We start from the raw sequence: 25874 nt of genomic DNA on the forward strand, positions 1-25874 counted from the left end.
GGGGCACGAGGGCCTTTCTGGTCGGTGTAGACGTCGCAATCCACACCGAACCCGGAAGGCCCTCACCCGTTCAAGACCCCACAACCGAGACCTGCACCACCCGTCCACAACCTCCCGGGTCAATACAACTAGGACGCGCGAGGGGCCAGTGCGAACGAGGCCATCACCAGGCCCGGCGCGGGGGAGAAGTCCGCACCCCGGACGAAGCCCAGCCGCTCGTACAGGGAGACCGCCGGCGCGTTCGCCGCACCCGTCGCCACCGTGACCGGCACCCGGGGCGGGAGCTCCGCCAGCAGGTGCCGCAGCAGCAGCGAGGCGATGCCGAGGCGGAAGCGGGCCGGGGCCACGCACAGCCGGTCCACGCACACGGAGCCGTCCGCCTCGCGCTCCCAGGCGACGAACCCGCCGATCTCCCCGTCCGCACGGACGGCACCCCGCCATTCCAAGGGCCTGCCGCGCATCTCGGCGAGACTCTCGTGCAGGGCGGGGATGCCGTCGAAGCCGATCAGCTCCGCCTCCACCGCGTACGCCGCCCGCCCGATCCGGTGGACGGCGGCGGCGACCTCCTCATCGGCCAGGTCCAGCGGCCGCACCGGCCATGTCGTCGTCATGGGCCCCACGCTATCCGCGGCGCGGGCCGCGGGACGCGGCGGGCCGGCGACAACCGCTTCGCGGGGGACCCGCTCCGCTCGGTACGATTCACACGCGCGGCGTCCACCGCCGCACGCCTCCCCGGGCCGACCGCCGGGAGGCGCCACCAGAGTCAGGAGAGACCGTGTCAGACGTCCGTGTGATCATCCAACGCGATTCCGAGCGGGACGAGCGCGTGGTGGCCACGGGCACTACGGCCGCCGACCTCTTCGCCGACGACCGCACCGTCATCGCCGCGCGCGTCGCGGGCGAGCTGAAGGACCTCTCCTACGCCGTCCAGGACGGCGAGACCGTCGAGCCCGTGGAGATCTCCTCCCCGGACGGCCTCGACATCCTGCGCCACTCCACCGCGCACGTCATGGCCCAGGCCGTGCAGGAGCTCTTCCCCGAGGCGAAGCTGGGCATCGGCCCGCCGGTCCGGGACGGCTTCTACTACGACTTCGACGTCGCGAGGCCCTTCACCCCCGAAGACCTCAAGGCCATCGAGAAGCGTATGCAGGAGATCCAGAAGCGCGGGCAGAAGTTCTCCCGCCGCGTCGTCACCGACGAGGCCGCCCGCGAGGAGCTCGCCGACGAGCCGTACAAGCTGGAGCTCATCGGCATCAAGGGTTCCGCGTCCGCCGACGACGGGGCGAACGTCGAGGTGGGCGGCGGCGAGCTGACCATCTACGACAACCTGGACGCCAAGACCGGCGAGCTGTGCTGGAAGGACCTCTGCCGAGGACCCCACCTGCCGACCACCCGCAGCATCCCGGCGTTCAAGCTGATGCGGAACGCGGCCGCCTACTGGCGCGGCAGCGAGAAGAACCCGATGCTCCAGCGCATCTACGGCACCGCCTGGCCGTCGAAGGACGAGCTGAAGGCCCACCTCGACTTCCTCGCCGAGGCCGAGAAGCGCGACCACCGCCGCCTCGGCACCGAGCTGGACCTCTTCTCCATCCCGGACGAGATCGGCTCCGGCCTCGCCGTCTTCCACCCCAAGGGCGGCATCATCCGCCGGGTCATGGAGGACTACAGCCGCAAGCGGCACGAGGAGGAGGGCTACGAGTTCGTCTACTCGCCGCACGCCACCAAGGGCGCCCTCTTCGAGAAGAGCGGCCACCTGGACTGGTACGCGGAGGGCATGTACCCCCCCATGCAGCTCGACGGCGGTACCGACTACTACCTCAAGCCGATGAACTGCCCCATGCACAACCTGATCTTCGACGCCCGCGGGCGCTCGTACAGGGAACTGCCGCTGCGGCTCTTCGAGTTCGGCACCGTCTACCGGTACGAGAAGTCCGGCGTGGTCCACGGCCTGACCCGCGCCCGCGGCTTCACCCAGGACGACGCGCACATCTACTGCACCCGCGAGCAGATGGCGGAGGAGCTGGACCGCACCCTCACCTTCGTCCTGAACCTGCTCCGCGACTACGGCCTGACCGACTTCTACCTGGAGCTGTCCACCAAGGACCCGGAGAAGTTCGTCGGCTCGGACGAGGTCTGGGAGGAGGCCACCGCCACCCTCCAGCAGGTGGCCGAGAAGCAGGGCCTCCCGCTGGTCCCGGACCCGGGCGGCGCCGCCTTCTACGGCCCGAAGATCTCCGTCCAGTGCCGTGACGCCATCGGCCGCACCTGGCAGATGTCGACCGTCCAGCTCGACTTCAACCTGCCCGAGCGCTTCGACCTGGAGTACACCGCCGGAGACGGCTCCCGCCGGCGGCCGGTCATGATCCACCGTGCGCTGTTCGGCAGCATCGAGCGGTTCTTCGCCGTCCTGCTGGAGCACTACGCCGGCGCCATGCCGCCGTGGCTCGCCCCGGTCCAGGCCGTCGGCATCCCGATCGGCGACGCGCACGTGGACTACCTGAAGGACTTCGCCGCCGAGGCCAAGAAGAAGGGCCTGCGGGTCGAGGTGGACGCCTCCTCCGACCGCATGCAGAAGAAGATCCGGACCTGGCAGAAGCAGAAGGTCCCGTTCATGATCATCGTCGGTGACGAGGACATGGCCGCGGGCACGGTCTCCTTCCGCTACCGCGACGGCTCGCAGGAGAACGGTGTCAGCCGTGACGCGGCGCTGGCGAAGCTCGTCGACGTGGTGGAGCGCCGAATTCAGGTGTGATCTGCTCCCCGCACCAGCGGGGATCGAGCCCCCGGGAAGTGATCACTTCCCGGGGGCTTCGTCGTCGCCCTCCTGGGCGAAGACCGACAGCAGCCATGAGGAGAACGAGCCGGTGACCGCGCCCAGCAGGGCCAGACCGCCGATCATCATGCCCACCGCCACGGTGCGGCCCCTGGCCGTCACCGGTACGACGTCCCCGTACCCGACCGTGGTGAGGGTGGCGGCCACCCACCACACCGAGTCCCCGAAAGTCGTGATCGTCGCGTCCGGGGCGTGGCGCTCCGCCTGGTACACGTTCAGCGCGCCCGCGAAGCCGAGCAGCAGCGCGGCCAGCCCGGCGTACGTGATCACGCGCGCGTGCAGACCGAGGCGGGCGCGGCTGCCCCGGCGCCGGATCGCGGTGTACACCTTCACCACCCGCAGGGGGCGCAGCAGCGGCAGCACGAGCACGACGGTGTCCAGCCAGTGGGTGCGGACGAAGCGGGCCGGCCGCTGCCGGCTGAGCCGGTAGCGCACGGCGTAGTCCACGAGGAACATCAGCCACGTGACGCCCACGGCGACCAGCCCCGTCTCGCGGACGAAGCGGTTGCCCTCCGGTACCAGGACGTGCAGCGCATAGCCCGCGAGGAAGACCAGGGAGGCGGCCAGCAGCGGCAGCTCAGCCCCGGCCTCCCAGCGTTCCAGCCGGGGGTCCGGGGGCACCGTGGCGTTCGGCGTGCGGTGTCTCATCCGGCCAGGATGGCCGCCCGCCGGGGGATCTCCGCCCCGGCGACACGCCGCCAGGCGGCAAGGTCATATGCTGCATGGCATGACGACTGAGCCGGAGCAGCAGAACGGCGTGGGTACGCAGGACGCCTTCCAGCGTCTGTGGACCCCTCACCGGATGGCGTACATCCAGGGCGAGAACAAGCCCACCGGCCCCGCGGCCGGGGACGGCTGTCCCTTCTGCGGGATCCCGGCGATGTCGGACGCGGACGGGCTGGTCGTGGCCCGCGGCAAGCACGTCTACGCGGTGCTGAACCTGTACCCGTACAACGGCGGCCACCTGATGGTGGTGCCCTACCGGCACGTCGCCGACTACACCGAGCTGGACGCCGACGAGACGGCCGAGCTGGCCGACCTGACCAAGCGGGCCATGGTGGCGCTGCGCAAGGCGTCCGGGGCGCACGGCTTCAACATCGGCATGAACCAGGGCGCGGCGGCGGGCGCCGGGATCGCCGCCCACCTGCACCAGCACATCGTGCCGCGGTGGGGCGGGGACACCAACTTCATGCCGGTCGTCGGGCACACGAAGGTGCTGCCGCAGCTCCTGGCCGACACCCGGCAGATGCTCGCGGACGCCTGGCCGGGCGAGTAGGACACGTCGCGGGGAGGGAGGCGGCAGCCGCCTCCCTCCCCGTTCGCATGCTCCTCACGCGTCGTAGACGTCGGCCTTGCGCGGGGAGGCGTCCTGCACGAGGCCGCTGACGATGAGCGAGCGGTTGGTGAAGCGGTCGATGTCGACGCCGTTCTCGTCGAGGACGCGCATGGCGGCGGCGTGCACCGCCCGCAGCACGGGCGTCGCCGCGCGCAGGGCGTCGTCGGCCATGAAGCGGTGGCGCCAGGGCTGCCCCGCCCAGACGTGCCGTACGCCGAACGGCTCGGGCAGGACGAGCTTGCCGCCGAAGAACTCCAGCAGCGGGGGGTACCAGGTGAGAGGGGCGCGGACCGCGAGCCGCACCACCTCCGCCGCGTCGACCAGCGGCAGCGGGCGCTCCACGGTCTCCCAGAAGCGGACGGACTTGGGGACCTCGACCTTGGGGGCCGCGGACTTGGTCGTGAACAGGCCGTGGACGGGGCCGAGTGCGTGCCCGGTGACCTCGACGCGGAGGGTCTTGTAGAGGACCGTCACCGTGACCAGCATCGTGATCACGAGCTGTCCGTCCCACAGCGGGTACTGGATGCCGAGGTAGTGCCGGTTTCCGCCGCTGAACTGCTGCTCGTTGCAGATGCGGGTGACCTCGTGCGGTTTGACGAGGAAGGTGTCGACGTCCGCGCCGGACGGCCGGGCCACCTCGCCGGCGCCCTCGCCGACCGGGGTGACGATCCAGTGCTGGATGCTCGCCGGCGGGAGGCCGCCGGTGTGCAGGGGGCCGCGCTCCAGCTTGCGCAGCTCGCTGTCGACCGCGCGTATGACGTCCCAGCTGCGGAAGGGGTGGATCTCCGCCGTGCCGGGCTTGGGGACGAGCTCCTCGGCGAGCTGCCAGCTGCCCCAGCGGGTGCCCATGCCGAGGATGCCCTTGGGGCCGGCGTAGAAGACGGAGTTGCTGCGGTTCTCGGCCGTCAGCTTGGCCAGGGAGTGGCGCAGGTCCTCGCGCGCCTTCTCGTCCGGGTTGCCGGGGACCGCCTCGGGGATCTTCGCGCCGACGCCGCCGCCCGAGAGGAGGCCGTCCCAGCGGGAGCGCAGGTCGGCGGCGGTGGACTCGCAGATCCGGCGGGCGAGGAACCAGCCGACCGCGGGGGCGATGACCATGGCGCGCAGGTAGAGGCCGAGGAAGCCGTCGAACGGGAGCCGGAACATCATCACGGCGACGACGACGGCGACGCCGACGAGGAGCAGCGTGCTCAGCCAGGAGGCGTACTTCTCGTTGCCGGTCAGGGTCCTGCGCAGCTGGAACAGGGCGAGCCACAGCAGCAGGCCCGGCAGGAACAGCACCCCGGCGACCAGCATGATCAGGCGGAGCTTGCGGTCGCGCTGCTTGCGGATGTGCGAGGCGGCCAGGCAGTGCTCGACGACGGTCTGCGGGTCGGCGCCGAAGGACTGGATGAGCGGCTTGCGGCCGGCGGGGATGGTGCGGGCCTCGACGGCGCGGCAGAAGGCCTCGCCGAGGTTCGGCTCGAAGAGGGAGATCTTCGGCGGCTTGACGGTGGAGGAGTGGTACTCGTTGTCCGCGGCGAGTATCGCGGAGAGCTTGGTGTCCTTCCCGCCGTCGCGGTAGGCCGCCGAGGCCAGCGCGTGCGTCGCCGCGGTCTGGCCCCCGCCGCCCTGGAGGGGCACCTGCGCCCCCGGCCTGAAGTCGAATCCGTCGTCCGCCACCGCTGCCCCCAACCCCCATCGCTGTGCGTCGTGCTCACGTACCGCCCGGACGAGCCTATCGGCGTATCCGCTCCCGCGGTCCCGGGACGGCGAAAGCCGCCCGCGGCAACCGGGCCGTACGGGCGGCTTCCTGGCGCTACGTCAGAGGACTTCCCTTCTCCAGGCGTTCGCGCACCTTCTCGGCGATGTTCGGCGGCATCGGCTCGTGGCGGGCGTAGGAGCGGGAGAAGCGGCCGGTGCCGTGGGAGACGGAGCGGAGCTCGACGGCGTACCGGCTGATCTCGATCTCGGGGATCTCCGCGCGGACCAGGGTGCGGCCCGATCCCGACTGCTCGGTGCCCACGACGCGGCCGCGGCGGCCGGCGAGGTCGCTCATGACGGGGCCGACGTAGTCGTCGGGGACGAGGACGGCGAGCTCGGCGACGGGCTCCAGCAGGTGGATGGCGGATGCGGCGGCGGCCTCGCGCAGGGCCAGCGCGCCCGCGGTCTGGAAGGCGGCGTCGGAGGAGTCCACCGAGTGCGCCTTGCCGTCGAGGAGGGTGACGCGGACGTCCACCAGCGGGTAGCCGGCGGCGAGGCCGCGCGCGGCCTGGGCGCGCACGCCCTTCTCCACGGACGGGATGAACTGGCGGGGGACGGCGCCGCCGACGACCTTGTCGACGAACTCGATGCCGCTGCCGGGCGGGAGCGGCTCCACCTCGATCTCGCAGATCGCGAACTGGCCGTGGCCGCCGGACTGCTTCACGTGCCGGCCGCGGCCGGAGGCGCGGGCGCCGAAGGTCTCGCGGAGGCTGACCTTGTGGGGCACCGGGTCGACCTGGACGCCGTACCGGGTCCGCAGGCGTTCGAGGGCGACGTCCTGGTGTGCCTCGCCGAGGCACCACAGGACCACCTGGTGGGTGTCCGGGTTCTGCTCCAGCCGCATGGTGGGGTCCTCGGCGGCGAGGCGGGCGAGGCCCTGGGAGAGCTTGTCCTCGTCGGCCTTGCTGTGGGCCTGGACGGCGAGGGGGAGCAGCGGGTCGGGCATCGTCCAGGGCTCCATCAGGAGCGGCCGGTCCTTGGCGGAGAGGGTGTCCCCGGTCTCGGCGCGGGTGAGCTTGGCCACGCAGGCGAGGTCGCCGGCGACGACGCGGGTGACGGGGCGCTGTTGTTTGCCGAAGGGGCAGGAGAGGGCGCCGATGCGCTCGTCGACGTCGTGGTCCTCGTGGCCGCGGTCGGTGAGGCCGTGGCCGCTGACGTGGACGGTCTGCTCGGGCAGGAGGGTGCCGGAGAAGACGCGGACGAGGGAGATGCGGCCGACGTAGGGGTCGGAGGAGGTCTTGACGACCTCGGCGACGAGCGGGCCGTCGGGGTCGCAGGCGACGGCGGGGCGCGCGGCGCCGTCGGGGGCGGTGACGGGTACGGGCTCCCGTTCGAGCGGGGTGGGGAAGCCGCGGGTGACCAGCTCCAGCAGTTCGACGGTGCCGAGGCCCTGCCGGGCGCCGTCGGCGGCGGGCGCCGCCATGAGGACGGGGTGGAAGGTGCCGCGGGCGACGGCCCGCTCCAGGTCGGCGACGAGCGACTTCAGGTCGATGTCCTCGCCGCCCAGGTAGCGGTCCATGAGGGTCTCGTCCTCGCTCTCGGCGATGACGGCCTCGATGAGCCGGGAGCGGGCCCCGGCGATCTGCGCGAGCTCCTCCGGCTCGGGGTCGCGCTCGGCGCGCCCGCCGGAGGAGTAGTCGTGGACGCGCTGGGTGAGCAGGTCGAGGAGCCCCGTCACGGGGGCGTGGCCGTCCGGGCCCGCGGGGCCGTACAGGGGCAGGTGGAGGGGGACGACGGCGTCCGGGTCGTCGCCGCCGAAGGCCTCCGCGCACACGGCGGCCATCTGCGCGTGGTCGGCGCGGGCCGCCTCCAGGTGGGTGATGACGATGGCGCGGGGCATGCCGACGGCCTGGCACTCCTCCCACACCATGCGGGTGGCGCCGTCGATGCCGTCGGAGGAGGAGACGACGAAGAGGGCCGCGTCGGCGGCGCGCAGGCCCGCCCGCAGCTCCCCGACGAAGTCGGCGTACCCGGGGGTGTCCAGGAGGTTGACCTTGGTCCCGGCCCATGCGACCGGGACGAGGGAGAGCTGGACGGACCGCTGCTGGCGGTGCTCGATCTCGTCGTGGTCGGAGACGGTCGAGCCGTCCTCGACGCGGCCGGCCCTGGTGACGGCTCCGGCCGTGAGGGCGAGGGCTTCGACCAGCGTCGTCTTCCCGGCTCCGGTGTGGCCGACCAGCACCACGTTCCGTACGGAGGAGGGGTGGTCGGCCGTTGGTGCCCTGCCGGCGGCTCCGGCTTGGTGTGATGTGGCTCCCATGGTGCTCGTGCCTCCCGGTGGGACGGTGACGAGGGTGGTCGGGGCTCCTCCGAGCTTTGCACCGGTGCCACACCGCGTCCATACGGAGTACCCCGCACGGGTCCGGGGGGCGGCTCCGGCGCGGACGGCAGGCGCCGGGCCGATTGTTCCGGGGTGATCCGCGGGTGCGCGGGCGTGCCGCCCCGGGGCGCTGGCTACGATGGGCCAGCCGGTGGCCGTAGGGGCCGTGCGGCCCAGCGACCCTCCGGGAAGGCCATGCTGAACAAGTACGCGCGTGCGTTCTTCACGCGTGTTCTCACGCCATTCGCCGCTTTTCTGCTCCGGCGGGGGGTGAGCCCGGACGCGGTCACGCTGATCGGCACCGCCGGAGTCGTGGCCGGCGCGCTGGTCTTCTTCCCCAGGGGCGAGTTCTTCTGGGGAACGATCACCATCACGCTGTTCGTGTTCTCCGACCTCGTCGACGGGAACATGGCCCGCCAGGCCGGGGTCTCCAGCCGGTGGGGGGCCTTCCTGGACTCCACGCTGGACCGGGTGGCCGACGCGGCCATCTTCGGCGGTCTCGCGCTCTGGTACGCCGGCTCCGGCGCCGACAACGTGCTGTGCGCGGTGGCGATCTTCTGCCTGGCCAGCGGCCAGGTCGTGTCGTACACCAAGGCCCGCGGCGAGTCCATCGGACTGCCCGTGGCCGTCAACGGCCTCGTCGAGCGGGCCGAGCGCCTGGTGCTGACGCTGGTGGCCGCCGGCCTGTCGGGCCTCCAGGTGTTCGGGGCGCCCTCGTGGCTGGGCGTCCTGCTCCCGATCGCGCTGTGGGCGGTCGCGGCGGGTTCGCTGGTCACCCTGGTGCAGCGGGTCGTCACCGTGCGCCGCGAGGCGGCCGAGGCCGATGCGGCCGCCGCCTCCGAGCCGGGCGCCGCCTGATGGGGGGCTACCGGGAGCGGCTCGTCGACGGCCTGTACGGGCTCGGCTGGGCCGGCGTGAAGAAGCTGCCCGAGCCGGCCGCCGCCGCCCTCGGCCGGCGGATCGCGGACACGGTCTGGCGCCGCCGCGGCAAGAGCGTGCTGCGGCTGGAGTCGAACCTGGCCCGCGTGGTGCCGGACGCCGGGCCGGAGCGGCTGCGCGAGCTGTCGCGGGCCGGGATGCGCTCGTACATGCGGTACTGGATGGAGTCGTTCCGGCTGCCCGCGATGGACCCGCAGCGCTTCGGCACCGACGTGGTGACGAAGGACGAGCACATCCTGCGCGAGGCCCTGGCCTCCGGGCGCGGGGTCGTCGTCGCCCTGCCGCACCTGGCCAACTGGGACCTGGCCGGGGCCTGGGTGACCGGGCACCTGGGCGTCCCCTTCACCACCGTCGCCGAGCGGCTGCGGCCCGAGTCGCTCTACGACCGGTTCGTCGCCTACCGCGAGGGGCTCGGCATGGAGGTCCTGCCGCACAGCGGCGGAGCCGCGTTCGGGGTGCTGGCGCGCCGGCTGCGCGCCGGCGGGCTGGTCTGCCTCGTCGCCGACCGCGACCTGTCCGCGTCCGGCGTCGAGGTGCGGTTCTTCGGTGCGGCGGCGCGGATGCCGGCCGGTCCGGCCCTGCTCGCCCAGCAGACGGGCGCCGCCCTGCTGCCCGCGACCCTTCACTACGGCGAGAGCCCGCAGATGCACATCCGGATCCACCCCGAGGTCGAGGTGCCCGCCTCCGGCGACCGCGCGCAGAGGACGGCCGCGATGACGCAGGCGGTGGCCGACGCCTTCGCCGAGGGCATCGCCGACCACCCGGAGGACTGGCACATGCTCCAGCGGCTGTGGCTGGACGACCTGGAGGAGCGCTCCGCGTGAAGATCGGCATCGTCTGCCCGTACTCGTGGGACGTGCCCGGCGGCGTCCAGTTCCACATCCGGGACCTCGCGGAGCACCTGATCCGCCGGGGCCACGAGGTGTCCGTCCTGGCCCCGGCGGACGACGACACGCCGCTGCCGCCGTACGTCGTCTCGGCCGGGCGGGCCGTGCCGGTGCCCTACAACGGGTCGGTGGCCCGGCTGAACTTCGGCTTCCTGTCGGCCGCACGGGTGCGGCGCTGGCTGCACGAGGGCGTCTTCGACGTCATCCACATCCACGAGCCCGCCTCGCCGTCCCTGGGCCTGCTGGCCTGCTGGGCCGCCCAGGGGCCGATCGTGGCCACCTTCCACACCTCCAACCCCCGGTCCCGGGCGATGATCGCCGCCTACCCGATCCTCCAGCCCGCCCTGGAGAAGATCAGTGCGCGGATCGCGGTCAGCGAATACGCCCGGCGCACGCTCGTCGAGCACCTCGGCGGCGACGCCGTGGTGATCCCGAACGGCGTGGACGTCGACTTCTTCGCCTCCGCCGAGCCCAAGGCCGAGTGGGGCGGGCAGACCCTCGGGTTCATCGGCCGCATCGACGAGCCCCGCAAGGGGCTGCCCGTCCTGATGGCGGCCTTCCCGGAGATCGTCCGGGAGTGCCCCGACGTCCGGCTGCTCGTGGCCGGCCGCGGCGACGAGGAGGAGGCCGTCGCCTCCCTGCCGCCGGACCTCCGCTCCCGCGTCGAGTTCCTCGGCATGGTCTCGGACGAGGACAAGGCCCGCCTGCTGCGCAGCGTCGACGTGTACGTCGCCCCCAACACCGGCGGCGAGAGCTTCGGCATCATCCTCGTCGAGGCCCTGTCGGCGGGCGCCGCCGTCCTCGCCTCCGACCTCGACGCCTTCGCCCAGGTCCTCGACCAGGGCGCGGCCGGCGAGCTGTTCGCGAACGAGGACGCGGGCGCGCTCGCCGCGGCCGCCGTGGCCCTGCTGCGCGACCCGGCGCGCCGGGCGGAGCTCAGCGCCCGCGGCTCCGCGCACGTGCGGCGCTTCGACTGGTCGACGGTCGGCGCGGACATCCTCGCCGTGTACGAGACGGTCACGGACGGCGCCTCCGCGGTCGCCGCCGACGAGCGGGCACCGCTGCGCACCCGCCTCGGCCTCACCCGGGACACCTCCGCCTGACGCCCGCGGCCGCCCGAGGCCCCCGGGCCCCGGGCCGTCCGGGCCCCGGGCGGTAGAGTCGCGGGCCGTGATCGAAACCCTTGTCTGGACCGCCCTGGCCCTCGCCGTCATCGGGGTCTACCTGAGCTGGACCGCCGGACGACTGGACCGGCTCCACTCGCGCATGGACGCCGCCCGCGCCGCGCTGGACGCCCAGCTGCTGCGGCGCTCCTCCGTCGTCATCGAGGTGGCGGCGTCCGGCGCCCTCGACCCGGCCTCCTCGATCGTGCTGTACGAGGCGGCGCACGCCGCCCGCCAGGCCGACGAGGAGCACCGCGAGGTCGCCGAGAGCGAGCTCAGCCAGGCGCTGCGCGCGGTCTTCGCCGACGCCGCCCAGGTCGAGGCGGTGCGTGAGGCGCCCGGCGGGGAGGCGGCCGCGGAGGAGCTGGCCGCGGCGGTGCGCCGGGTACCGATGGCCCGCCGCTTCCACAACGACGCCGTACGCGCGGCCCGGGCCCTGCGCCGGCACCGCAAGGTCCGCTGGTTCCGGTTGGCCGGGCACGCGCCGTTCCCGCTGGCGTTCGAGATGGACGACGAGCCCCCGGTGGATCTTGCCGACCGGCCGTAGCGCCGCCGCACCCGGGAGACTTGTACCCAATGGCCAAGTCGAAAGGGGCCACCGGCTCCTCATTGGCCCTTGCGGTGGACTGGCCGGGGACGGTTTGCTCGGTCGAGCACCACCGCAGCACCCGTCTTCCCCTTCCAGTGAGGTCATCCGTGAGCACGCTTCCCTCCACCCCGCAGACCCCCGAGACCGGCACCGCGCGCGTCAAGCGCGGCATGGCCGAGCAGCTCAAGGGCGGCGTGATCATGGACGTGGTCAACGCCGAGCAGGCGAAGATCGCCGAGGACGCCGGCGCCGTCGCCGTCATGGCGCTGGAGCGGGTCCCCGCCGACATCCGCAAGGACGGCGGCGTCGCCCGCATGTCGGACCCGAACATGATCGAGGAGATCATCGGCGCGGTCTCGATCCCGGTCATGGCCAAGTCCCGCATCGGCCACTTCGTCGAGGCGCAGGTCCTGCAGTCCCTCGGCGTCGACTACATCGACGAGTCCGAGGTCCTCACCCCGGCCGACGAGGTCAACCACTCCGACAAGTGGGCCTTCACCACCCCCTTCGTCTGCGGTGCCACCAACCTGGGCGAGGCCCTGCGCCGCATCGCCGAGGGCGCGGCCATGATCCGCTCCAAGGGCGAGGCCGGCACCGGCAACGTCGTCGAGGCCGTCCGCCACCTGCGCCAGATCAAGAACGAGATCGCCAAGCTGCGCGGCTTCGACAACAACGAGCTGTACGCCGCCGCCAAGGACCTGCGCGCCCCGTACGAGCTCGTCAAGGAGGTCGCCGAGCTCGGCAAGCTGCCCGTGGTGCTGTTCAGCGCCGGCGGCGTCGCCACCCCGGCCGACGCGGCCCTGATGCGCCAGCTCGGCGCCGAGGGCGTCTTCGTCGGCTCCGGCATCTTCAAGTCGGGCGACCCGGCCAAGCGCGCCGCCGCCATCGTGAAGGCCACCACCTTCTTCGACGACCCGAAGGTCATCGCGGACGCCTCCCGCAACCTGGGCGAGGCCATGGTCGGCATCAACTGCGACACCCTGCCCGAGGCCGAGCGCTACGCCAACCGCGGCTGGTAAGGCACCACGACCATGGACAACCCCCCCGTCATCGGTGTCCTGGCCCTCCAGGGCGACGTACGGGAGCACCTGATCGCCCTGGCCGCGGCGGACGCCGTGGCCAGGCCGGTCCGGCGCCCCGAGGAGCTCGCCGAGGTCGACGCCCTGGTGATCCCCGGCGGCGAGTCGACGACCATGTCGAAGCTCGCCGTCCTCTTCGGCATGCTGGAGCCGCTGCGCGAGCGCGTCCGCGGCGGCATGCCCGTGTACGGCACCTGCGCAGGCATGATCATGCTCGCCGACAAGCTGCTCGGCGGCCGTGAGGACCAGGAGACGCTCGGCGGCATCGACATGATCGTCCGCCGCAACGCCTTCGGCCGGCAGAACGAGTCCTTCGAGGCGTCGATCGACTTCGCCGGCATCGGCGGCGGACCCGTCGAGGGCGTCTTCATCCGCGCCCCCTGGGTCGAGTCCGTCGGCGCCGAGGTGCAGGTCCTGGCCACGTACGACGGCCACACGGTCGCCGTGCGCCAGGGCAACGTGCTGGCCACGTCGTTCCACCCGGAGCTGACCGGAGACGACCGCGTGCACGCCTACTTCGTCGACATGGTGCGCACGGGGCTGTGAGCGGCTCCCGGTAGGATCAGGAGCGAACACCATTGGTTACGCGAAGGAGACAGGCGGATGTCCGGCCACTCTAAATGGGCTACGACGAAGCACAAGAAGGCCGTGATCGATGCCAAGCGCGGCAAGCTCTTCGCGAAGCTGATCAAGAACATCGAGGTCGCGGCCCGCATGGGCGGCGCCGACCCCGAGGGCAACCCGACTCTCTTCGACGCCATCCAGAAGGCCAAGAAGCAGTCCGTCCCGAACAAGAACATCGACTCCGCGGTCAAGCGCGGCGGCGGCCTCGAAGCCGGCGGCGTGGACTACGAGACGATCATGTACGAGGGCTACGGCCCCAACGGCGTCGCGGTGCTCATCGAGTGCCTCACCGACAACCGCAACCGCGCCGCCTCCGACGTCCGCGTCGCCATGACCCGCAACGGCGGCTCCATGGCCGACCCGGGCTCGGTCTCGTACCTGTTCAACCGCAAGGGCGTCATCATCCTGCCCAAGGGCGACCTGAGCGAGGACGACGTCCTCGGCGCGGTCCTCGACGCCGGTGCCGAAGAGGTCAACGACAACGGCGAGACGTTCGAGATCATCAGCGAGGCGACCGACCTGGTCGCGGTCCGCACCGCGCTCCAGGAGGCGGGCATCGACTACGACTCGGCCGACTCCAGCTTCGTCCCGACCATGCAGGTCGAGCTCGACGAAGAGGGAGCGCGCAAGATCTTCAAGCTGATCGACGCGCTGGAGGACAGCGACGACGTCCAGAACGTCTTCGCCAACTTCGACGTCTCGGACGAGGTCATGGAGAAGGTCGACGCCTGACCGGCGTCCACCTCCCACCGCAGGTCAGACGGGCCGACGGGGACACACCCCGTCGGCCCGCCGCGTTGTCGGCGCCACCCGGTAGCCTGCACCGACAGGTGGATCCGAGGAGGGGGGTGCGGTGCGCGTACTCGGTGTGGACCCGGGACTGACCCGCTGCGGCGTCGGCGTGGTGGAAGGCGTCGCCGGCCGGGCCCTGACCATGCGCGGGGTGGGCGTCGTCCGCACCCCGGCCGATGCGGAGCTCGGGGACCGGCTCGTCGCCGTCGAGCGCGGCATCGAGCAGTGGCTCGACGAGCACCGGCCCGAAGTCGTCGCCGTCGAGCGGGTCTTCAGCCAGCACAACGTCAGCACGGTCATGGGCACCGCCCAGGCCAGCGCCGTCGCCATGCTGTGCGCGGCCCGCCGCGGCATACCGGTCGCCCTGCACACGCCCAGCGAGGTGAAGGCCGCCGTCACCGGCTCCGGCCGGGCCGACAAGGCCCAGGTCGGCGCCATGGTCACCCGGCTGCTGCGGCTCGCCGCCCCGCCCAAGCCGGCCGACGCGGCGGACGCCCTCGCGCTCGCCATCTGCCACATCTGGCGGGCCCCCGCCCAGAACCGCCTCCAGCAGGCGGTCGCCCTGCACACCCCGAAAGGCCGAACCCGATGATCGCCTTCGTCAGCGGCCCGGTCGCCGCCCTCACCCCCACCCTCGCCGTCGTCGAGGTCGGGGGAGTGGGCATGGCCGTGCAGTGCACCCCGGGCACCATCGCCGGCCTGCGCATCGGGGAACCCGCCCGGCTGGCCACCTCCCTGGTGGTCCGCGAGGACTCCCTCACCCTCTACGGCTTCGCCGACGACGACGAGCGGCAGGTCTTCGAACTCCTCCAGACCGCCAGCGGAGTCGGGCCGCGCCTGGCCCAGGCCATGCTCGGCGTCCACAGCCCCGACGTGCTGCGCCGCGCGGTCGAGACCGGCGACGAGAAGGCCCTCACCGCCGTCCCCGGCATCGGCAAGAAGGGCGCCCAGAAGCTGCTCCTCGAACTCAAGGGCAAGCTCGGCGCCCCCGCCGGCACCGGGGCCCTCGTCGGCGCCCAGCGCGCCGCCGCCGGCCCCGCCCCCTGGACCGAGCAGCTCTCCGCCGCGCTCATGGGGCTCGGCTACGCCTCGCGCGAGGCCGAGGAGGCGGTCGCCGCCGTCACCCCGCAGGCCGAGGCCGCCATCGCCGAGAACGGCTCCGCGCCCGTCCCGCAGCTGCTGCGCGCCGCCCTGCAGTCCCTCAACCGCGCCCGCTGACCGGCCGCAGCCCCCCGTACGCACCGAGAAGGCAGACTGACACCGTGAACTGGGACGACGACACCGACCGCATTGTCGCGCCGGCGGCGGACGGCGAGGACACCGCCGTCGAGGCGGCCCTGCGGCCGAAGGACCTCGGCGAGTTCGTCGGCCAGGAGAAGGTCCGCCAGCAGCTGGACCTCGTCCTGAAGGCGGCCCGGCAGCGCGGGGCCACCGCCGACCACGTCCTGCTCTCGGGCGCCCCCGGCCTCGGCAAGACCACCCTCTCCATGATCATCGCAGCGGAGATGGGCGCCCCGATCCGCATCACCTCCGGCCCGGCCATCCAGCACGCAGGCGACCTCGCCGCGATCCTCTCCTCCCTCCAGGAGGGCGAGGTCCTCTTCCTCGACGAGATCCACCGCATGTCCCGGCCCGCCGAGGAGATGCTCTACATGGCCATGGAGGACTTCCGCGTCGACGTCATCGTCGGCAAGGGCCCCGGCGCCACCGCGATCCCCCTGGAACTGCCCCCCTTCACCCTCGTCGGGGCGACCACCCGGGCCGGCCTCCTCCCGCCGCCGCTGCGGGACCGCTTCGGCTTCACCGGGCACATGGAGTTCTACGCTCCCGAGGAACTCGAAAGGGTCATCCGCCGCTCCGCCTCACTCCTCGACGTCGAGATCGACCCGGCCGGCGCCGCCGAGATCGCCGGCCGCTCCCGCGGCACCCCCCGCATCGCGAACCGCCTGCTGCGCCGCGTACGCGACTACGCCCAGGTCAGGGCGGACGGCGTGATCACCCGCGAGGTGGCCGCCACCGCCCTGCAGGTGTACGAGGTCGACGGGCGGGGCCTGGACCGGCTGGACCGGGCCGTGCTGGAGGCCCTGCTGAAGCTGTTCGGCGGGGGGCCCGTCGGGCTGTCCACCCTCGCCGTCGCCGTCGGCGAGGAGCGCGAGACCGTCGAGGAGGTCGCCGAGCCGTTCCTCGTCCGCGAGGGCCTCCTCGCCCGCACTCCCCGCGGCCGGGTCGCGACCCCCGCCGCATGGGCTCACCTGGGACTTGTCCCGCCGCAGCACGGCGGGACCGGATCGGGCGGGCAGCAGGGCCTGTTCGGAGTGTGACGGCGCGGAGGTTGGCCCGGCCGGGAACTGCGGTGCCATGCTGGGCGTTGTTCCATCGGTGCGGACTCGCCTAGACTCCGCCGATGCCGACCCTTCGGGTCGGCGTGCCCACCCCCCGTAGAAAAAGGCCGTCTCCCGAGCGGTCGTGCGAAGGATCTCCGTCCCGTGAATCTCGTGACCCTCCTCCCGTTCATTGTGCTCATCGGGGCGATGTTCCTGATGACGCGCTCCGCGAAGAAGAAGCAGCAGCAGGCCGCGCAGATGCGCGACACCATGACGCCCGGCACCGGCATCCGCACCATCGGCGGCATGTACGCCACGGTCAAGGAGCTCGGCGACGACACCGTCACCCTCGAGGTGGCCCCCGGCGTCCACGCGATCTACGCGAAGATGGCCATCGCGGCGGTTCTGGAGGACGACGAGTACAACCGCATCGTCCACGGCACCGCGGCCCCGGCCGACGCGGACTCGCCCGTCGTCCCCGACGACATCTCGTCCCTGACCCGGGACGGGGCCGAGGCCCCGGAGACCGGCCCTGCGAAGCAGGACGCGGCCGAGGAGCCCAAGCTCGACCTGGGCAAGAAGGACGCCGACGGCAAGGGCGACGGCGAGGGCGGCGCGAAGTAACGCGCGGCCGGGACCGCGGGACCGCCCGACCGGCGGCCGCGCGGTCCCGCTTGTGACACTTCTGCGGGGGGCAGGGGTCCCCACCACACATTTCGTGGCCGTCCGCGCGCTGACCCGGCGCGGGACGGTTGGACAGGGAGATACGACAAGGTGGCAGCACCGAAGAAGGGCCGGCGGCCCACGGGGGCGCAGGGGAGGCCGGGGCGCGCCCTGGCGGTCATCCTGATCGCGATGGTGGCGCTCACCGCGGGGATGTTCCTCACGAAGCAGACGACGCCCCGGCTCGGCATCGACCTCGCGGGCGGCACGAGCATCACGCTCAAGGCCAAGAGCGAGCCGGGCAAGCCGGACGCGATCAACGAGACCAACATGAACACGGCGGTCGGCATCATCGAGCGCCGCGTCAACGGTCTCGGCGTCTCGGAGGCCGAGGTCCAGACCCAGGGCCGCGACCACATCATCGTGAACATCCCCAAGGGGACGAACGAGAAGCAGGCCCGCGAGCAGGTCGGCACCACCGCCCAGCTCTACTTCCGACCGGTCCTGGCGTTCGCCGACGGCGCCCCGGCCGCGCCCGAGACCGCGCCGAGCCCGTCCGCCAGCCCCTCCGGCGCCCCCAAGGCCGAGGGCAGCTCCAAGCCCAGCGCGTCGGCCACGCCGTCGTCCAGCGCCACTTCCCAGGGCCGTGCGCTCAGCGAGGCCCTCAAGGCCCCCGCCGCCACGGCCTCTCCCTCGCCCTCGGCGAGCGAGTCGAAGAAGGCAGACGACAACAAGGCCGCCCCGTCCCCCGCCCCGACCCCGGCTCCCGCGGACGCGGCCGTGGCGGGCCTCCAGGCCAAGTTCGCCGCACTGGACTGCACCGACGAGGCGCAGCGCGCCACCGCCGGCAAGGAGGCCAAGCCCGAGGAGCCGACGGTGGCCTGCGGCCAGCGCGGCGACGCCTGGGGCAAGTGGATCCTCGGCCCGGCCGGTGTCGCCGGTACGGACGTCAAGGACGCCAAGGGCGTCGTCGACCCGCAGCGCGGCATGTGGATCGTCACGATGGAGTTCACCGACAAGGGCGCCGACAAGTTCGCCAAGATCACCGGTGAGCTCGCCACCAAGCAGCCCCCGCAGAACCAGTTCGCGATCGTGCTCGACGGCCAGGTCATCTCCGACCCGTCCGTCAGCCAGGCGCTGACCGGCGGCAACGCCGAGATCTCCGGCGGCTTCACCCAGCAGTCCGCGCAGGACCTGGGCAACATGCTCTCCTACGGCGCCCTCCCGCTGTCCTTCCAGGAGGACAGCGTCACCACCGTCACCGCCGCGCTCGGCGGCGAGCAGCTGAAGGCCGGCCTCATCGCCGGCGCCATCGGCCTGTTCCTCGTGGTCGTCTACCTGCTCGTGTACTACCGGGGCCTGTCCCTGATCGCGATCGTCAGCCTTCTGGTCTCCGCGATCCTCACGTACACGCTCATGGCGCTGCTCGGGAAGGCGATCGGCTTCGCGCTGAACCTGCCCGCCGTCTGCGGTGCCATCGTCGCGATCGGCATCACCGCGGACTCGTTCATCGTGTACTTCGAGCGCATCCGCGACGAGATCCGCGAGGGCCGCACCCTGCGCCCCGCCGTGGAGCGGGCCTGGCCGCGCGCCCGGCGCACCATCCTGGTGTCCGACTTCGTGTCGTTCCTCGCCGCCGCGGTGCTGTTCGTCGTCACCGTCGGCAAGGTGCAGGGCTTCGCCTTCACGCTCGGCCTCACCACCCTGCTCGACGTGGTCGTGGTGTTCCTCTTCACCAAGCCGATCATGACGCTGCTGGCCCGTACGAAGTTCTTCTCCAGCGGTCACCCCTGGTCCGGACTCGACCCGAAGCGGCTCGGCGCCAAGCCGCCGCTGCGCCGGTCCCGCCGCACCGGCCCCGTCACCGCTCCCGTCGACGCAAAGGAGGCGTGAGAGATGTCGAAGCTGGGAGATCTCGGCGCCAGGCTGTACCGCGGCGAGGTCGGGTACGACTTCGTCGGCAAGCGCTTCGTCTGGTACGGCGTTTCCATCCTGATCACCATCACGGCGATCGTGGCCCTGGCCGTCCAGGGCCTCAACATGGGCATCGAGTTCAAGGGCGGTGCCGTCTTCACGACCGGCAAGACCACCGTCTCCGACACCAAGGCCCGCGAGCTCGCCAAGGAGGCCTCCGGCCACGAGGCGATCGTGCAGAAGCTCGGCAACGGCACGCTGCGCATCCAGATCGCGAGCCTGGACACCGAATCCGCGGCCGACGTCAAGAAGGAACTGGCGACCGGCCTGAAGATGCCGGAGCAGGACATCAACGCGGACCTGGTCGGCCCGAGCTGGGGCGAGCAGATCGCGAACAAGGCCTGGACCGGCCTCGGCGTCTTCATGATCCTCGTGGTGATCTACCTCGCCATCGCCTTCGAGTGGCGGATGGCGGTCGCCGCGCTGATCGCCCTGATCCACGACCTCACCATCACCGTCGGCATCTACGCGCTCGTCGGTTTCGAGGTCACCCCCGGCACGGTGATCGGTCTGCTGACCATCCTCGGCTACTCCCTCTACGACACCGTCGTCGTCTTCGACGGCCTGAAGGAGAGCTCGAAGGACATCACGAAGCAGACCCGCTACACCTACGCCGAAGTCGCCAACCGCAGCATCAACGGCACCCTGGTGCGCTCCATCAACACCACGGTCGTCGCGCTGCTGCCGGTCGCCGGCCTGCTGTTCATCGGCGGCGGCTTCCTGGGCGCCGGCATGCTCAACGACATCTCGCTCTCGCTGTTCGTCGGCCTCGCGGCCGGCGCGTACTCCTCGATCTTCATCGCGACCCCGCTGGTCGTCGACCTCAAGGAGCGCGAGCCGGCGATCAAGGCGCTGCGCAAGCGGGTCCTCGCCAAGCGGGCCGCGGGCGCGGCCAAGGGCGGGTCCGCCGAGGACGAGGCGTCGTACGGCTCCGACGAGGCGCCGCAGATCGTGGCGCAGGGCCGGGCGGAGCGGCGCCGGTGAGCCCGGCGGCCCCCGAGGTCCGCGAGCTGCTGCTCGCCCGGATCAAGGACATCCCGGACTACCCGAAGCCGGGCGTGGTGTTCAAGGACATCACGCCGCTGCTGGCCGACCCGCAGGCGTTCGCCGCGCTGACGGACACCCTCGCGGGCCTCGCCGCCCGCTACGGCGCCACGAAGATCGTCGGCCTGGAGGCGCGCGGCTTCATCCTCGCGGCCCCCGTCGCCGTCCAGGCCGGCGTCGGCTTCGTCCCGGTCCGCAAGGCGGGCAAGCTGCCGGGCGCGACCCTGGCGCAGGCCTACGAGCTGGAGTACGGCACCGCGGAGATCGAGGTGCACGCCGAGGACCTGAGGCCCGGCGACCGGGTCATGGTCATCGACGACGTCCTGGCCACCGGCGGCACCGCCGAGGCCTCGCTGACGCTGATCCGACGGGCCGGCGCCGACGTCGCCGGTGTGGCGGTGCTCATGGAGCTGTCCTTCCTGCCCGGCCGCGCCCGGCTGGCGCAGGGCCTGGCGGGCGCACCGCTGGACGCGCTGATCACCGTCTGACGGGCGCGCAGGACGCACCGAGTCCGCCGAGCGGCGGGTTCCCCGGGCCGTGCCGGGGAACCCGCCGCTCCGCCTTTTCCGGGCCGCTCCGCCCCGGGCCGGGCGCCTGCCGCAAGGGCCGGGGAACGGGCCGGCGGAACCCTCGCTACCATTGGTTATCCGGACCTGACCGGGGCACCGGATCCTCCCCCGGACTCCGCCCGGGGGGACGCCCAGAGGAGCGCTCTTGCCAGACGAGGTCCAGCCACTCTCCGCCGCGCAGCCCGACCCGCAGGCCGACCGTGCCGCGGCGCCGGCGAAGTCCGCAGGGTCGTCCAACCGCGTCCGGGCCCGGCTCGCCCGCCTCGGCGTCCAGCGTTCCAACCCGTACAACCCGGTGCTGGAACCCCTCCTGCGCATCGTCCGCGGCAACGACCCGAAGATCGAGACGGCCACGCTGCGGCAGATCGAGCAGGCGTACCAGGTCGCCGAGCGCTGGCACCGCGGCCAGAAGCGCAAGAGCGGCGACCCGTACATCACCCACCCGCTCGCGGTCACCACGATCCTCGCCGAGCTCGGCATGGACCCGGCCACCCTGATGGCCGGCCTGCTCCACGACACCGTCGAGGACACCGACTATGGGCTGGAGGACCTGCGGCGGGACTTCGGCGACGCCGTCGCCCTCCTCGTCGACGGCGTCACCAAGCTGGACCGGGTCAAGTTCGGCGAGGCCGCACAGGCCGAGACCGTCCGCAAGATGGTCGTCGCCATGGCGAAGGACCCGCGCGTCCTCGTCATCAAGCTCGCCGACCGCCTGCACAACATGCGCACCATGCGCTACCTCAAGCGGGAGAAGCAGGAGAAGAAGGCCCGCGAGACCCTGGAGATCTACGCCCCGCTCGCCCACCGCCTGGGCATGAACACGATCAAGTGGGAGCTGGAGGACCTCTCCTTCGCGATCCTCTACCCCAAGATGTACGACGAGATCGTCCGGCTGGTCGCCGAGCGCGCCCCGAAGCGGGACGAGTACCTCGCCGTCGTCATCGACGAGGTCCAGACCGACCTCAGAGCGGCGCGCATCAAGGCCACCGTCACCGGCCGCCCCAAGCACTACTACAGCGTCTACCAGAAGATGATCGTCCGCGGCCGCGACTTCGCGGAGATCTACGACCTCGTCGGCATCCGCGTCCTCGTCGACACCGTCCGCGACTGCTACGCGGCACTGGGCACCGTCCACGCCCGCTGGAACCCGGTTCCGGGGCGGTTCAAGGACTACATCGCGATGCCCAAGTTCAACATGTACCAGTCGCTCCACACGACGGTCATCGGCCCGGGCGGCAAGCCCGTCGAACTGCAGATCCGCACCTTCGACATGCACCGCCGCGCCGAGTACGGCATCGCCGCGCACTGGAAGTACAAGCAGCAGACCGTCGCCGGAGCCTCCAAGATCCGCACGGACGTCCCGCAGGCCGCCAAGGGCAGCGCCGGACAGGACACCGTCAACGACATGGCCTGGCTGCGCCAGCTCCTCGACTGGCAGAAGGAGACCGAGGACCCCGGCGAGTTCCTCGACTCGCTCCGCTTCGACCTCTCCCGCAACGAGGTCTTCGTCTTCACCCCGAAGGGCGACGTCATCGCCCTGCCCGCCGGGGCCACCCCCGTCGACTTCGCGTACGCCGTGCACACCGAGGTCGGCCACCGGACCATAGGCGCCCGCGTCAACGGCCGCCTCGTCCCCCTGGAGTCCACCCTCGACAACGGCGACCTCGTCGAGGTCTTCACCTCCAAGGCCGAAGGCGCCGGCCCGTCCCGCGACTGGCTCGGCTTCGTCAAGTCCCCGCGGGCCCGCAACAAGATCCGCGCCTGGTTCTCCAAGGAGCGCCGCGACGAGGCCATCGAGCACGGCAAGGACGCCATCGCGCGGGCCATGCGCAAGCAGAACCTGCCGATCCAGCGCATCCTGACCGGCGACTCCCTCGTCACCCTCGCGCACGAGATGCGCTACCCCGACATCTCCTCCCTCTACGCCGCGATCGGCGAGGGCCACGTGGCCGCGCAGGGCGTCGTCCAGAAGCTCGTCCAGGCGCTCGGCGGCGAGGAGGCCGCCAACGAGGACATCGAGGAGAGCGTCCCGCCGTCCCGCGCCCGCACCAAGCGGCGCGGCAGCGCCGACCCGGGCGTGGTCGTCAAGGGCGTCGACGACGTGTGGGTCAAGCTCGCCCGCTGCTGCACGCCCGTCCCCGGCGACCCGATCATCGGGTTCGTCACCCGCGGCAGTGGCGTATCGGTTCACCGCGCGGACTGCGTCAACGTCGACTCGCTCTCCCAGCAGCCCGAGCGGATCCTCGAAGTCGAGTGGGCGCCCACCCAGTCCTCGGTCTTCCTCGTCGCCATCCAGGTCGAGGCCCTGGACCGCTCCCGGCTGCTCTCGGACGTCACCAGGGTCCTGTCGGACCAGCACGTGAACATCCTCTCCGCCGCCGTCCAGACCTCCCGCGACCGGGTGGCCACCTCCCGGTTCACCTTCGAGATGGGCGACCCGAAGCACCTGGGACACGTCCTGAAGGCCGTGCGCGGCGTCGAGGGCGTCTACGACGTCTACCGCGTCACCTCGGCCCGCAGGCCCTAGGCGCGCAGCCCCTGCCGGCGGGGGCAACCGCCGGTACGGGGCCGCTCCGAACACGGGAGGGCCCCGGTACGCACCGCGTACCGGGGCCCTCCCGCTGCTGCCGGGGTCGTCCGCCTCAGCCGCCGAACTCCTCCAGGCCCTTCAGCGCCTGGTCCAGCAGGGCCTGGCGGCCCTCCAGCTCACGCGCCAGCTTGTCGGCCTTCGCGTTGTTGCCCGCCGCACGCGCCGCGTCGATCTCCGCGCGCAGCTTGTCGACCGCCGCCTGGAGCTGGCCCGTCAGGCCGGCCGCACGGGCCCGCGCCTCCGGGTTCGTCCGGCGCCACTCGCCCTCCTCGGCCTCCTGGATCGCCCGCTCGACGGCGTGCATGCGGCCCTCGACCTTGGCCCGGGCGTCCCGCGGCACGTGGCCGACGGCCTCCCAGCGCTCGTTGATCGACCGGAACGCGGCCCGGGCCGCCTTCAGGTCCGCCACCGGGACGAGCTTCTCGGCCTCCTCGGCCAGCTCCTCCTTCAGCTTGAGGTTCTCCACCTGCTCGGCGTCGCGCTCGGCGAACACCTCGCTGCGCGCCGCGAAAAACACGTCCTGCGCACCGCGGAAACGGTTCCACAGGTCGTCCTCGGCCTCGCGCTGCGCCCGGCCCGCCGCCTTCCAGTCGGCCATCAGCTCGCGGTAGCGCGCGGCCGTCGGACCCCAGTCCGTCGACCCCGACAGCGCCTCCGCCTCGGCGACCAGCTTCTCCTTCACCTTGCGGGCGTCCTCGCGCTGCGCGTCCAGTGCGGCGAAGTGCGCCTTGCGGCGCTTGGAGAAGGCGGAGCGGGCGTGCGAGAAGCGGTGCCACAGCTCGTCGTCCGATTTGCGGTCCAGCCGCGGCAGGCCCTTCCACGTGTCCACCAGCGCGCGCAGCCGCTCGCCCGCCGAGCGCCACTGGTCGCTCTGCGCCAGCTCCTCGGCCTCGGCCACCAGGGCCTCCTTGGCCGTGCGGGCCTCGTCCGCCTGCCGGGCCTTCTGCGCCCGGCGCTCCTCGCGCCGCGCCTCGACCGTCGCGACCAGCTTGTCCAGCCGCACGCGCAGCGCGTCAAGGTCGCCGACGGCGTGGTGCTCGTCCACCTGCGTGCGCAGGTGGTCGATCGCCGTCTGCGCGTCCTTGGCGGACAGATCGGTGGTCCGCACCCGCCGCTCGAGGAGGCCGATCTCGACCACCAGGCCCTCGTACTTGCGCTCGAAGTAGGCCAGGGCCTCCTCGGGGGTGCCCGCCTGCCACGAGCCGACGACCTTCTCCCCCTCGGCAGTACGCACGTACACGGTGCCCGTCTCGTCGACGCGGCCCCACGGGTCGCTGCTCACAGCGCCTCCTCCACCTGATGCCTGCAAAGGGGGTGACCCCCTGGGCATCGTCCACAGTTTCCTCGGGCGGGCAGCACCCGCCCTGCACAACGCCAACATAGGCGACCGCCGGGCCGGCTGTCCGCATCCCGCACGACGCAATGTCGCCGCACGGGCGCGGGGCCGGCCGGACGCGGCGCCACCGCCCCCGTCAGTTCTGCGTGACGGTGCCCTTCTCGATGGTCACGGGGGTCTTCGGGGCCCCGTCCTGGCCGCCGTCGGCGGTGCCCGCCTTCGCGACCCCCTCCAGCGCCTTCATGCCCCCCGCGTCGATCCTGCCGAACGGGGTGTACGACGGCGCCAGCGGGCTGTCCTTGTAGACCAGGAAGAACTGGCTGCCGCCGCTGTTCGGCCGGCCGGTGTTCGCCATCGCCACCGTGCCCGCCGGGTAGACCACCTGGCCCTGCTCGTTCGGCTTGCCCAGCGCGTCCAGGTTCTCGTCCGCGATCGTGTAGCCCGGGCCGCCCATGCCGGTGCCCTCCGGGTCGCCGCACTGGAGCACGTAGATCCCGGACGTGGTCAGGCGGTGGCACTTCGTGTTGTCGAAGAAGCCCTTGTCCGCCAGCGCCTTGAACGAGTTGACGGTCTCCGGAGTCTTGGCCGCGTCCATCTCGACCTTGATCTCACCCGCGCTCGTCTTCAACGCGAAGGTGTACTTGGCCTTCTGGTCGATCGCCATCGCGGGCGCCGGGGAGGCCTTCGGGCTCGCCGACGCCGACGGGTCCGCCGCCGGGTCGGCGGCACTGCCCTTCTTGCCGGAGTCGAACACCCCGCCCACCACCAGGCCGACCAGCGTCGCGGCCACCACGGCCGCCGCCGCGCCGGCGATGACCGCCCGCTGCCGCGCCTTGCGCCGGGCCTCGGCGCGCCGCTTCTGCTGACGCTCGAACTTCTCCCTGGCGAGCTGTCGCCGCCGCTGATCGCTCGTGACCACCGGGTCGTCTCCTTGTGCGTGTCTGGTACCGCTGTCCGGGCACGGTATGGCCGTACCGTATATGGGTTCGCTGTGGAACGAGCCGCGCCGGTAGGCTCTGAGCAGCAGCATTGGCGGACAACCACCGCAGCTGCAGCTCCCGCCGGACGAAGA

General features: G+C 72.2%; 23 protein-coding genes. 17 read left to right on the top strand and 6 right to left on the bottom strand.

All coding sequences use genetic code 11. The annotated features are described in order from the left end of the window. Positions 1–128: 128 nt before the first annotated feature. Positions 129–611: a GNAT family N-acetyltransferase gene (locus EF903_RS00330; protein ID WP_125540570.1), complete on the bottom strand. Its 483-nt coding sequence runs from the start codon at positions 609–611 to the stop codon at positions 129–131. A gap of 164 nt (positions 612–775) precedes the next feature. Between EF903_RS00330 and thrS the strand changes: the two genes are divergently transcribed. Next, positions 776–2752: a threonine--tRNA ligase gene (gene thrS, locus EF903_RS00335; protein WP_125540571.1), complete on the top strand. Its 1977-nt coding sequence runs from the start codon at positions 776–778 to the stop codon at positions 2750–2752. A 42-nt stretch (positions 2753–2794) separates the two neighbouring features. Here thrS and EF903_RS00340 read toward each other — a convergent pair whose 3' ends face one another. Further along, on the bottom strand, positions 2795–3481 hold the full coding sequence (locus EF903_RS00340; RefSeq protein ID WP_125540572.1) for a potassium channel family protein: 687 nt from the start codon (positions 3479–3481) through the stop codon (positions 2795–2797). Between the two features lie 67 nt (positions 3482–3548). On the opposite strand from EF903_RS00340, the gene EF903_RS00345 reads away from it, so the two are divergent. After that, entirely contained in the window at positions 3549–4109 is a 561-nt protein-coding gene (locus EF903_RS00345; RefSeq protein WP_125540573.1) for an HIT domain-containing protein, read from the top strand. Between the two features lie 54 nt (positions 4110–4163). On the opposite strand, the gene EF903_RS00350 is transcribed toward EF903_RS00345, so the two are convergent. Further along, complete coding sequence (locus EF903_RS00350) at positions 4164–5828, bottom strand: hypothetical protein (protein WP_125540574.1); 1665 nt, start codon at positions 5826–5828, stop codon at positions 4164–4166. Positions 5829–5964: 136 nt separating this feature from the next. After that, positions 5965–8169 (bottom strand): elongation factor G-like protein EF-G2, encoded by a 2205-nt coding sequence (locus EF903_RS00355; protein ID WP_125540575.1) that lies wholly within the window; start codon positions 8167–8169, stop codon positions 5965–5967. 255 nt (positions 8170–8424) lie between these two features. On the opposite strand from EF903_RS00355, the gene pgsA reads away from it, so the two are divergent. The 15 genes from pgsA (at position 8425) to EF903_RS00430 (ending at position 23403) form a co-directional block, all read left to right on the top strand. Beyond that, positions 8425–9087, top strand: a complete 663-nt coding sequence (gene pgsA / locus EF903_RS00360; protein ID WP_125540576.1) for a phosphatidylinositol phosphate synthase — start codon at positions 8425–8427, stop codon at positions 9085–9087. After that, on the top strand, positions 9087–9992 hold the full coding sequence (locus EF903_RS00365) for a phosphatidylinositol mannoside acyltransferase (RefSeq protein WP_125540577.1): 906 nt from the start codon (positions 9087–9089) through the stop codon (positions 9990–9992). Before pgsA ends, EF903_RS00365 begins: the two co-directional genes overlap by 1 nt. Further along, a complete protein-coding gene (locus tag EF903_RS00370; protein WP_125540578.1) occupies positions 9989–11158 on the top strand; it encodes a glycosyltransferase family 4 protein in 1170 nt (389 codons plus the stop codon). The genes EF903_RS00365 and EF903_RS00370 overlap by 4 nt, the downstream gene beginning before the upstream one ends. Positions 11159–11225: 67 nt before the next feature. Then, positions 11226–11765: a hypothetical protein gene (locus EF903_RS00375; protein WP_125540579.1), complete on the top strand. Its 540-nt coding sequence runs from the start codon at positions 11226–11228 to the stop codon at positions 11763–11765. 149 nt (positions 11766–11914) lie between these two features. Then, on the top strand, positions 11915–12826 hold the full coding sequence (gene pdxS, locus EF903_RS00380) for a pyridoxal 5'-phosphate synthase lyase subunit PdxS (RefSeq protein ID WP_125540580.1): 912 nt from the start codon (positions 11915–11917) through the stop codon (positions 12824–12826). Between the two features lie 12 nt (positions 12827–12838). Then, on the top strand, positions 12839–13432 hold the full coding sequence (gene pdxT, locus EF903_RS00385) for a pyridoxal 5'-phosphate synthase glutaminase subunit PdxT (protein WP_125540581.1): 594 nt from the start codon (positions 12839–12841) through the stop codon (positions 13430–13432). Between the two features lie 57 nt (positions 13433–13489). After that, positions 13490–14242, top strand: a complete 753-nt coding sequence (locus EF903_RS00390) for a YebC/PmpR family DNA-binding transcriptional regulator (RefSeq protein WP_125540582.1) — start codon at positions 13490–13492, stop codon at positions 14240–14242. Between the two features lie 121 nt (positions 14243–14363). Beyond that, positions 14364–14894, top strand: a complete 531-nt coding sequence (ruvC, locus tag EF903_RS00395; RefSeq protein WP_125540583.1) for a crossover junction endodeoxyribonuclease RuvC — start codon at positions 14364–14366, stop codon at positions 14892–14894. Continuing rightward, positions 14891–15520, top strand: coding sequence for a Holliday junction branch migration protein RuvA (gene ruvA / locus EF903_RS00400; RefSeq protein ID WP_125540584.1), 630 nt, complete (start codon positions 14891–14893; stop codon positions 15518–15520). The genes ruvC and ruvA overlap by 4 nt, the downstream gene beginning before the upstream one ends. Positions 15521–15564: 44 nt before the next feature. Further along, complete coding sequence (gene ruvB, locus EF903_RS00405) at positions 15565–16623, top strand: Holliday junction branch migration DNA helicase RuvB (protein WP_125540585.1); 1059 nt, start codon at positions 15565–15567, stop codon at positions 16621–16623. Between the two features lie 165 nt (positions 16624–16788). Next, entirely contained in the window at positions 16789–17250 is a 462-nt protein-coding gene (gene yajC / locus EF903_RS00410; protein WP_125540586.1) for a preprotein translocase subunit YajC, read from the top strand. 150 nt (positions 17251–17400) lie between these two features. Continuing rightward, positions 17401–19182, top strand: a complete 1782-nt coding sequence (gene secD / locus EF903_RS00415) for a protein translocase subunit SecD (protein WP_125540587.1) — start codon at positions 17401–17403, stop codon at positions 19180–19182. 3 nt (positions 19183–19185) lie between these two features. Then, positions 19186–20247: a protein translocase subunit SecF gene (gene secF / locus EF903_RS00420; protein ID WP_125540588.1), complete on the top strand. Its 1062-nt coding sequence runs from the start codon at positions 19186–19188 to the stop codon at positions 20245–20247. Further along, entirely contained in the window at positions 20244–20795 is a 552-nt protein-coding gene (locus EF903_RS00425; protein WP_125540589.1) for an adenine phosphoribosyltransferase, read from the top strand. The genes secF and EF903_RS00425 overlap by 4 nt, the downstream gene beginning before the upstream one ends. Positions 20796–21021: 226 nt before the next feature. Further along, the gene (locus tag EF903_RS00430; protein WP_125540590.1) at positions 21022–23403 is read left to right on the top strand and encodes a bifunctional (p)ppGpp synthetase/guanosine-3',5'-bis(diphosphate) 3'-pyrophosphohydrolase; all 2382 of its coding nucleotides are present in this window, start codon (positions 21022–21024) and stop codon (positions 23401–23403) included. A 115-nt stretch (positions 23404–23518) separates the two neighbouring features. Here the strand turns inward: EF903_RS00430 and EF903_RS00435 are convergent, their stop codons facing one another. Both EF903_RS00435 and EF903_RS00440 read right to left on the bottom strand, forming a co-directional pair. Next, on the bottom strand, positions 23519–24748 hold the full coding sequence (locus EF903_RS00435) for a DUF349 domain-containing protein (protein WP_125540591.1): 1230 nt from the start codon (positions 24746–24748) through the stop codon (positions 23519–23521). Positions 24749–24938: 190 nt separating this feature from the next. Beyond that, positions 24939–25721, bottom strand: a complete 783-nt coding sequence (locus EF903_RS00440; RefSeq protein ID WP_125540592.1) for a peptidylprolyl isomerase — start codon at positions 25719–25721, stop codon at positions 24939–24941. Positions 25722–25874 lie beyond the last annotated feature (153 nt).

Source organism: Streptomyces sp. WAC05292, from assembly GCF_003949955.1.
GTDB lineage: Bacteria > Actinomycetota > Actinomycetes > Streptomycetales > Streptomycetaceae > Streptomyces > Streptomyces globosus.

Coding starts and splice junctions, on each gene's coding strand:
- EF903_RS00330 (WP_125540570.1), bottom strand. CDS start 611: ATGACGACGACATGGCCGGTGCGGCCGCTGGACCTGGCCGATGAGGAG.
- EF903_RS00340 (WP_125540572.1), bottom strand. CDS start 3,481: ATGAGACACCGCACGCCGAACGCCACGGTGCCCCCGGACCCCCGGCTG.
- EF903_RS00345 (WP_125540573.1), top strand. CDS start 3,549: ATGCTGCATGGCATGACGACTGAGCCGGAGCAGCAGAACGGCGTGGGT.
- EF903_RS00355 (WP_125540575.1), bottom strand. CDS start 8,169: ATGGGAGCCACATCACACCAAGCCGGAGCCGCCGGCAGGGCACCAACG.
- pgsA (WP_125540576.1), top strand. CDS start 8,425: ATGCTGAACAAGTACGCGCGTGCGTTCTTCACGCGTGTTCTCACGCCA.
- EF903_RS00365 (WP_125540577.1), top strand. CDS start 9,087: ATGGGGGGCTACCGGGAGCGGCTCGTCGACGGCCTGTACGGGCTCGGC.
- pdxT (WP_125540581.1), top strand. CDS start 12,839: ATGGACAACCCCCCCGTCATCGGTGTCCTGGCCCTCCAGGGCGACGTA.
- EF903_RS00390 (WP_125540582.1), top strand. CDS start 13,490: ATGTCCGGCCACTCTAAATGGGCTACGACGAAGCACAAGAAGGCCGTG.
- ruvA (WP_125540584.1), top strand. CDS start 14,891: ATGATCGCCTTCGTCAGCGGCCCGGTCGCCGCCCTCACCCCCACCCTC.
- secF (WP_125540588.1), top strand. CDS start 19,186: ATGTCGAAGCTGGGAGATCTCGGCGCCAGGCTGTACCGCGGCGAGGTC.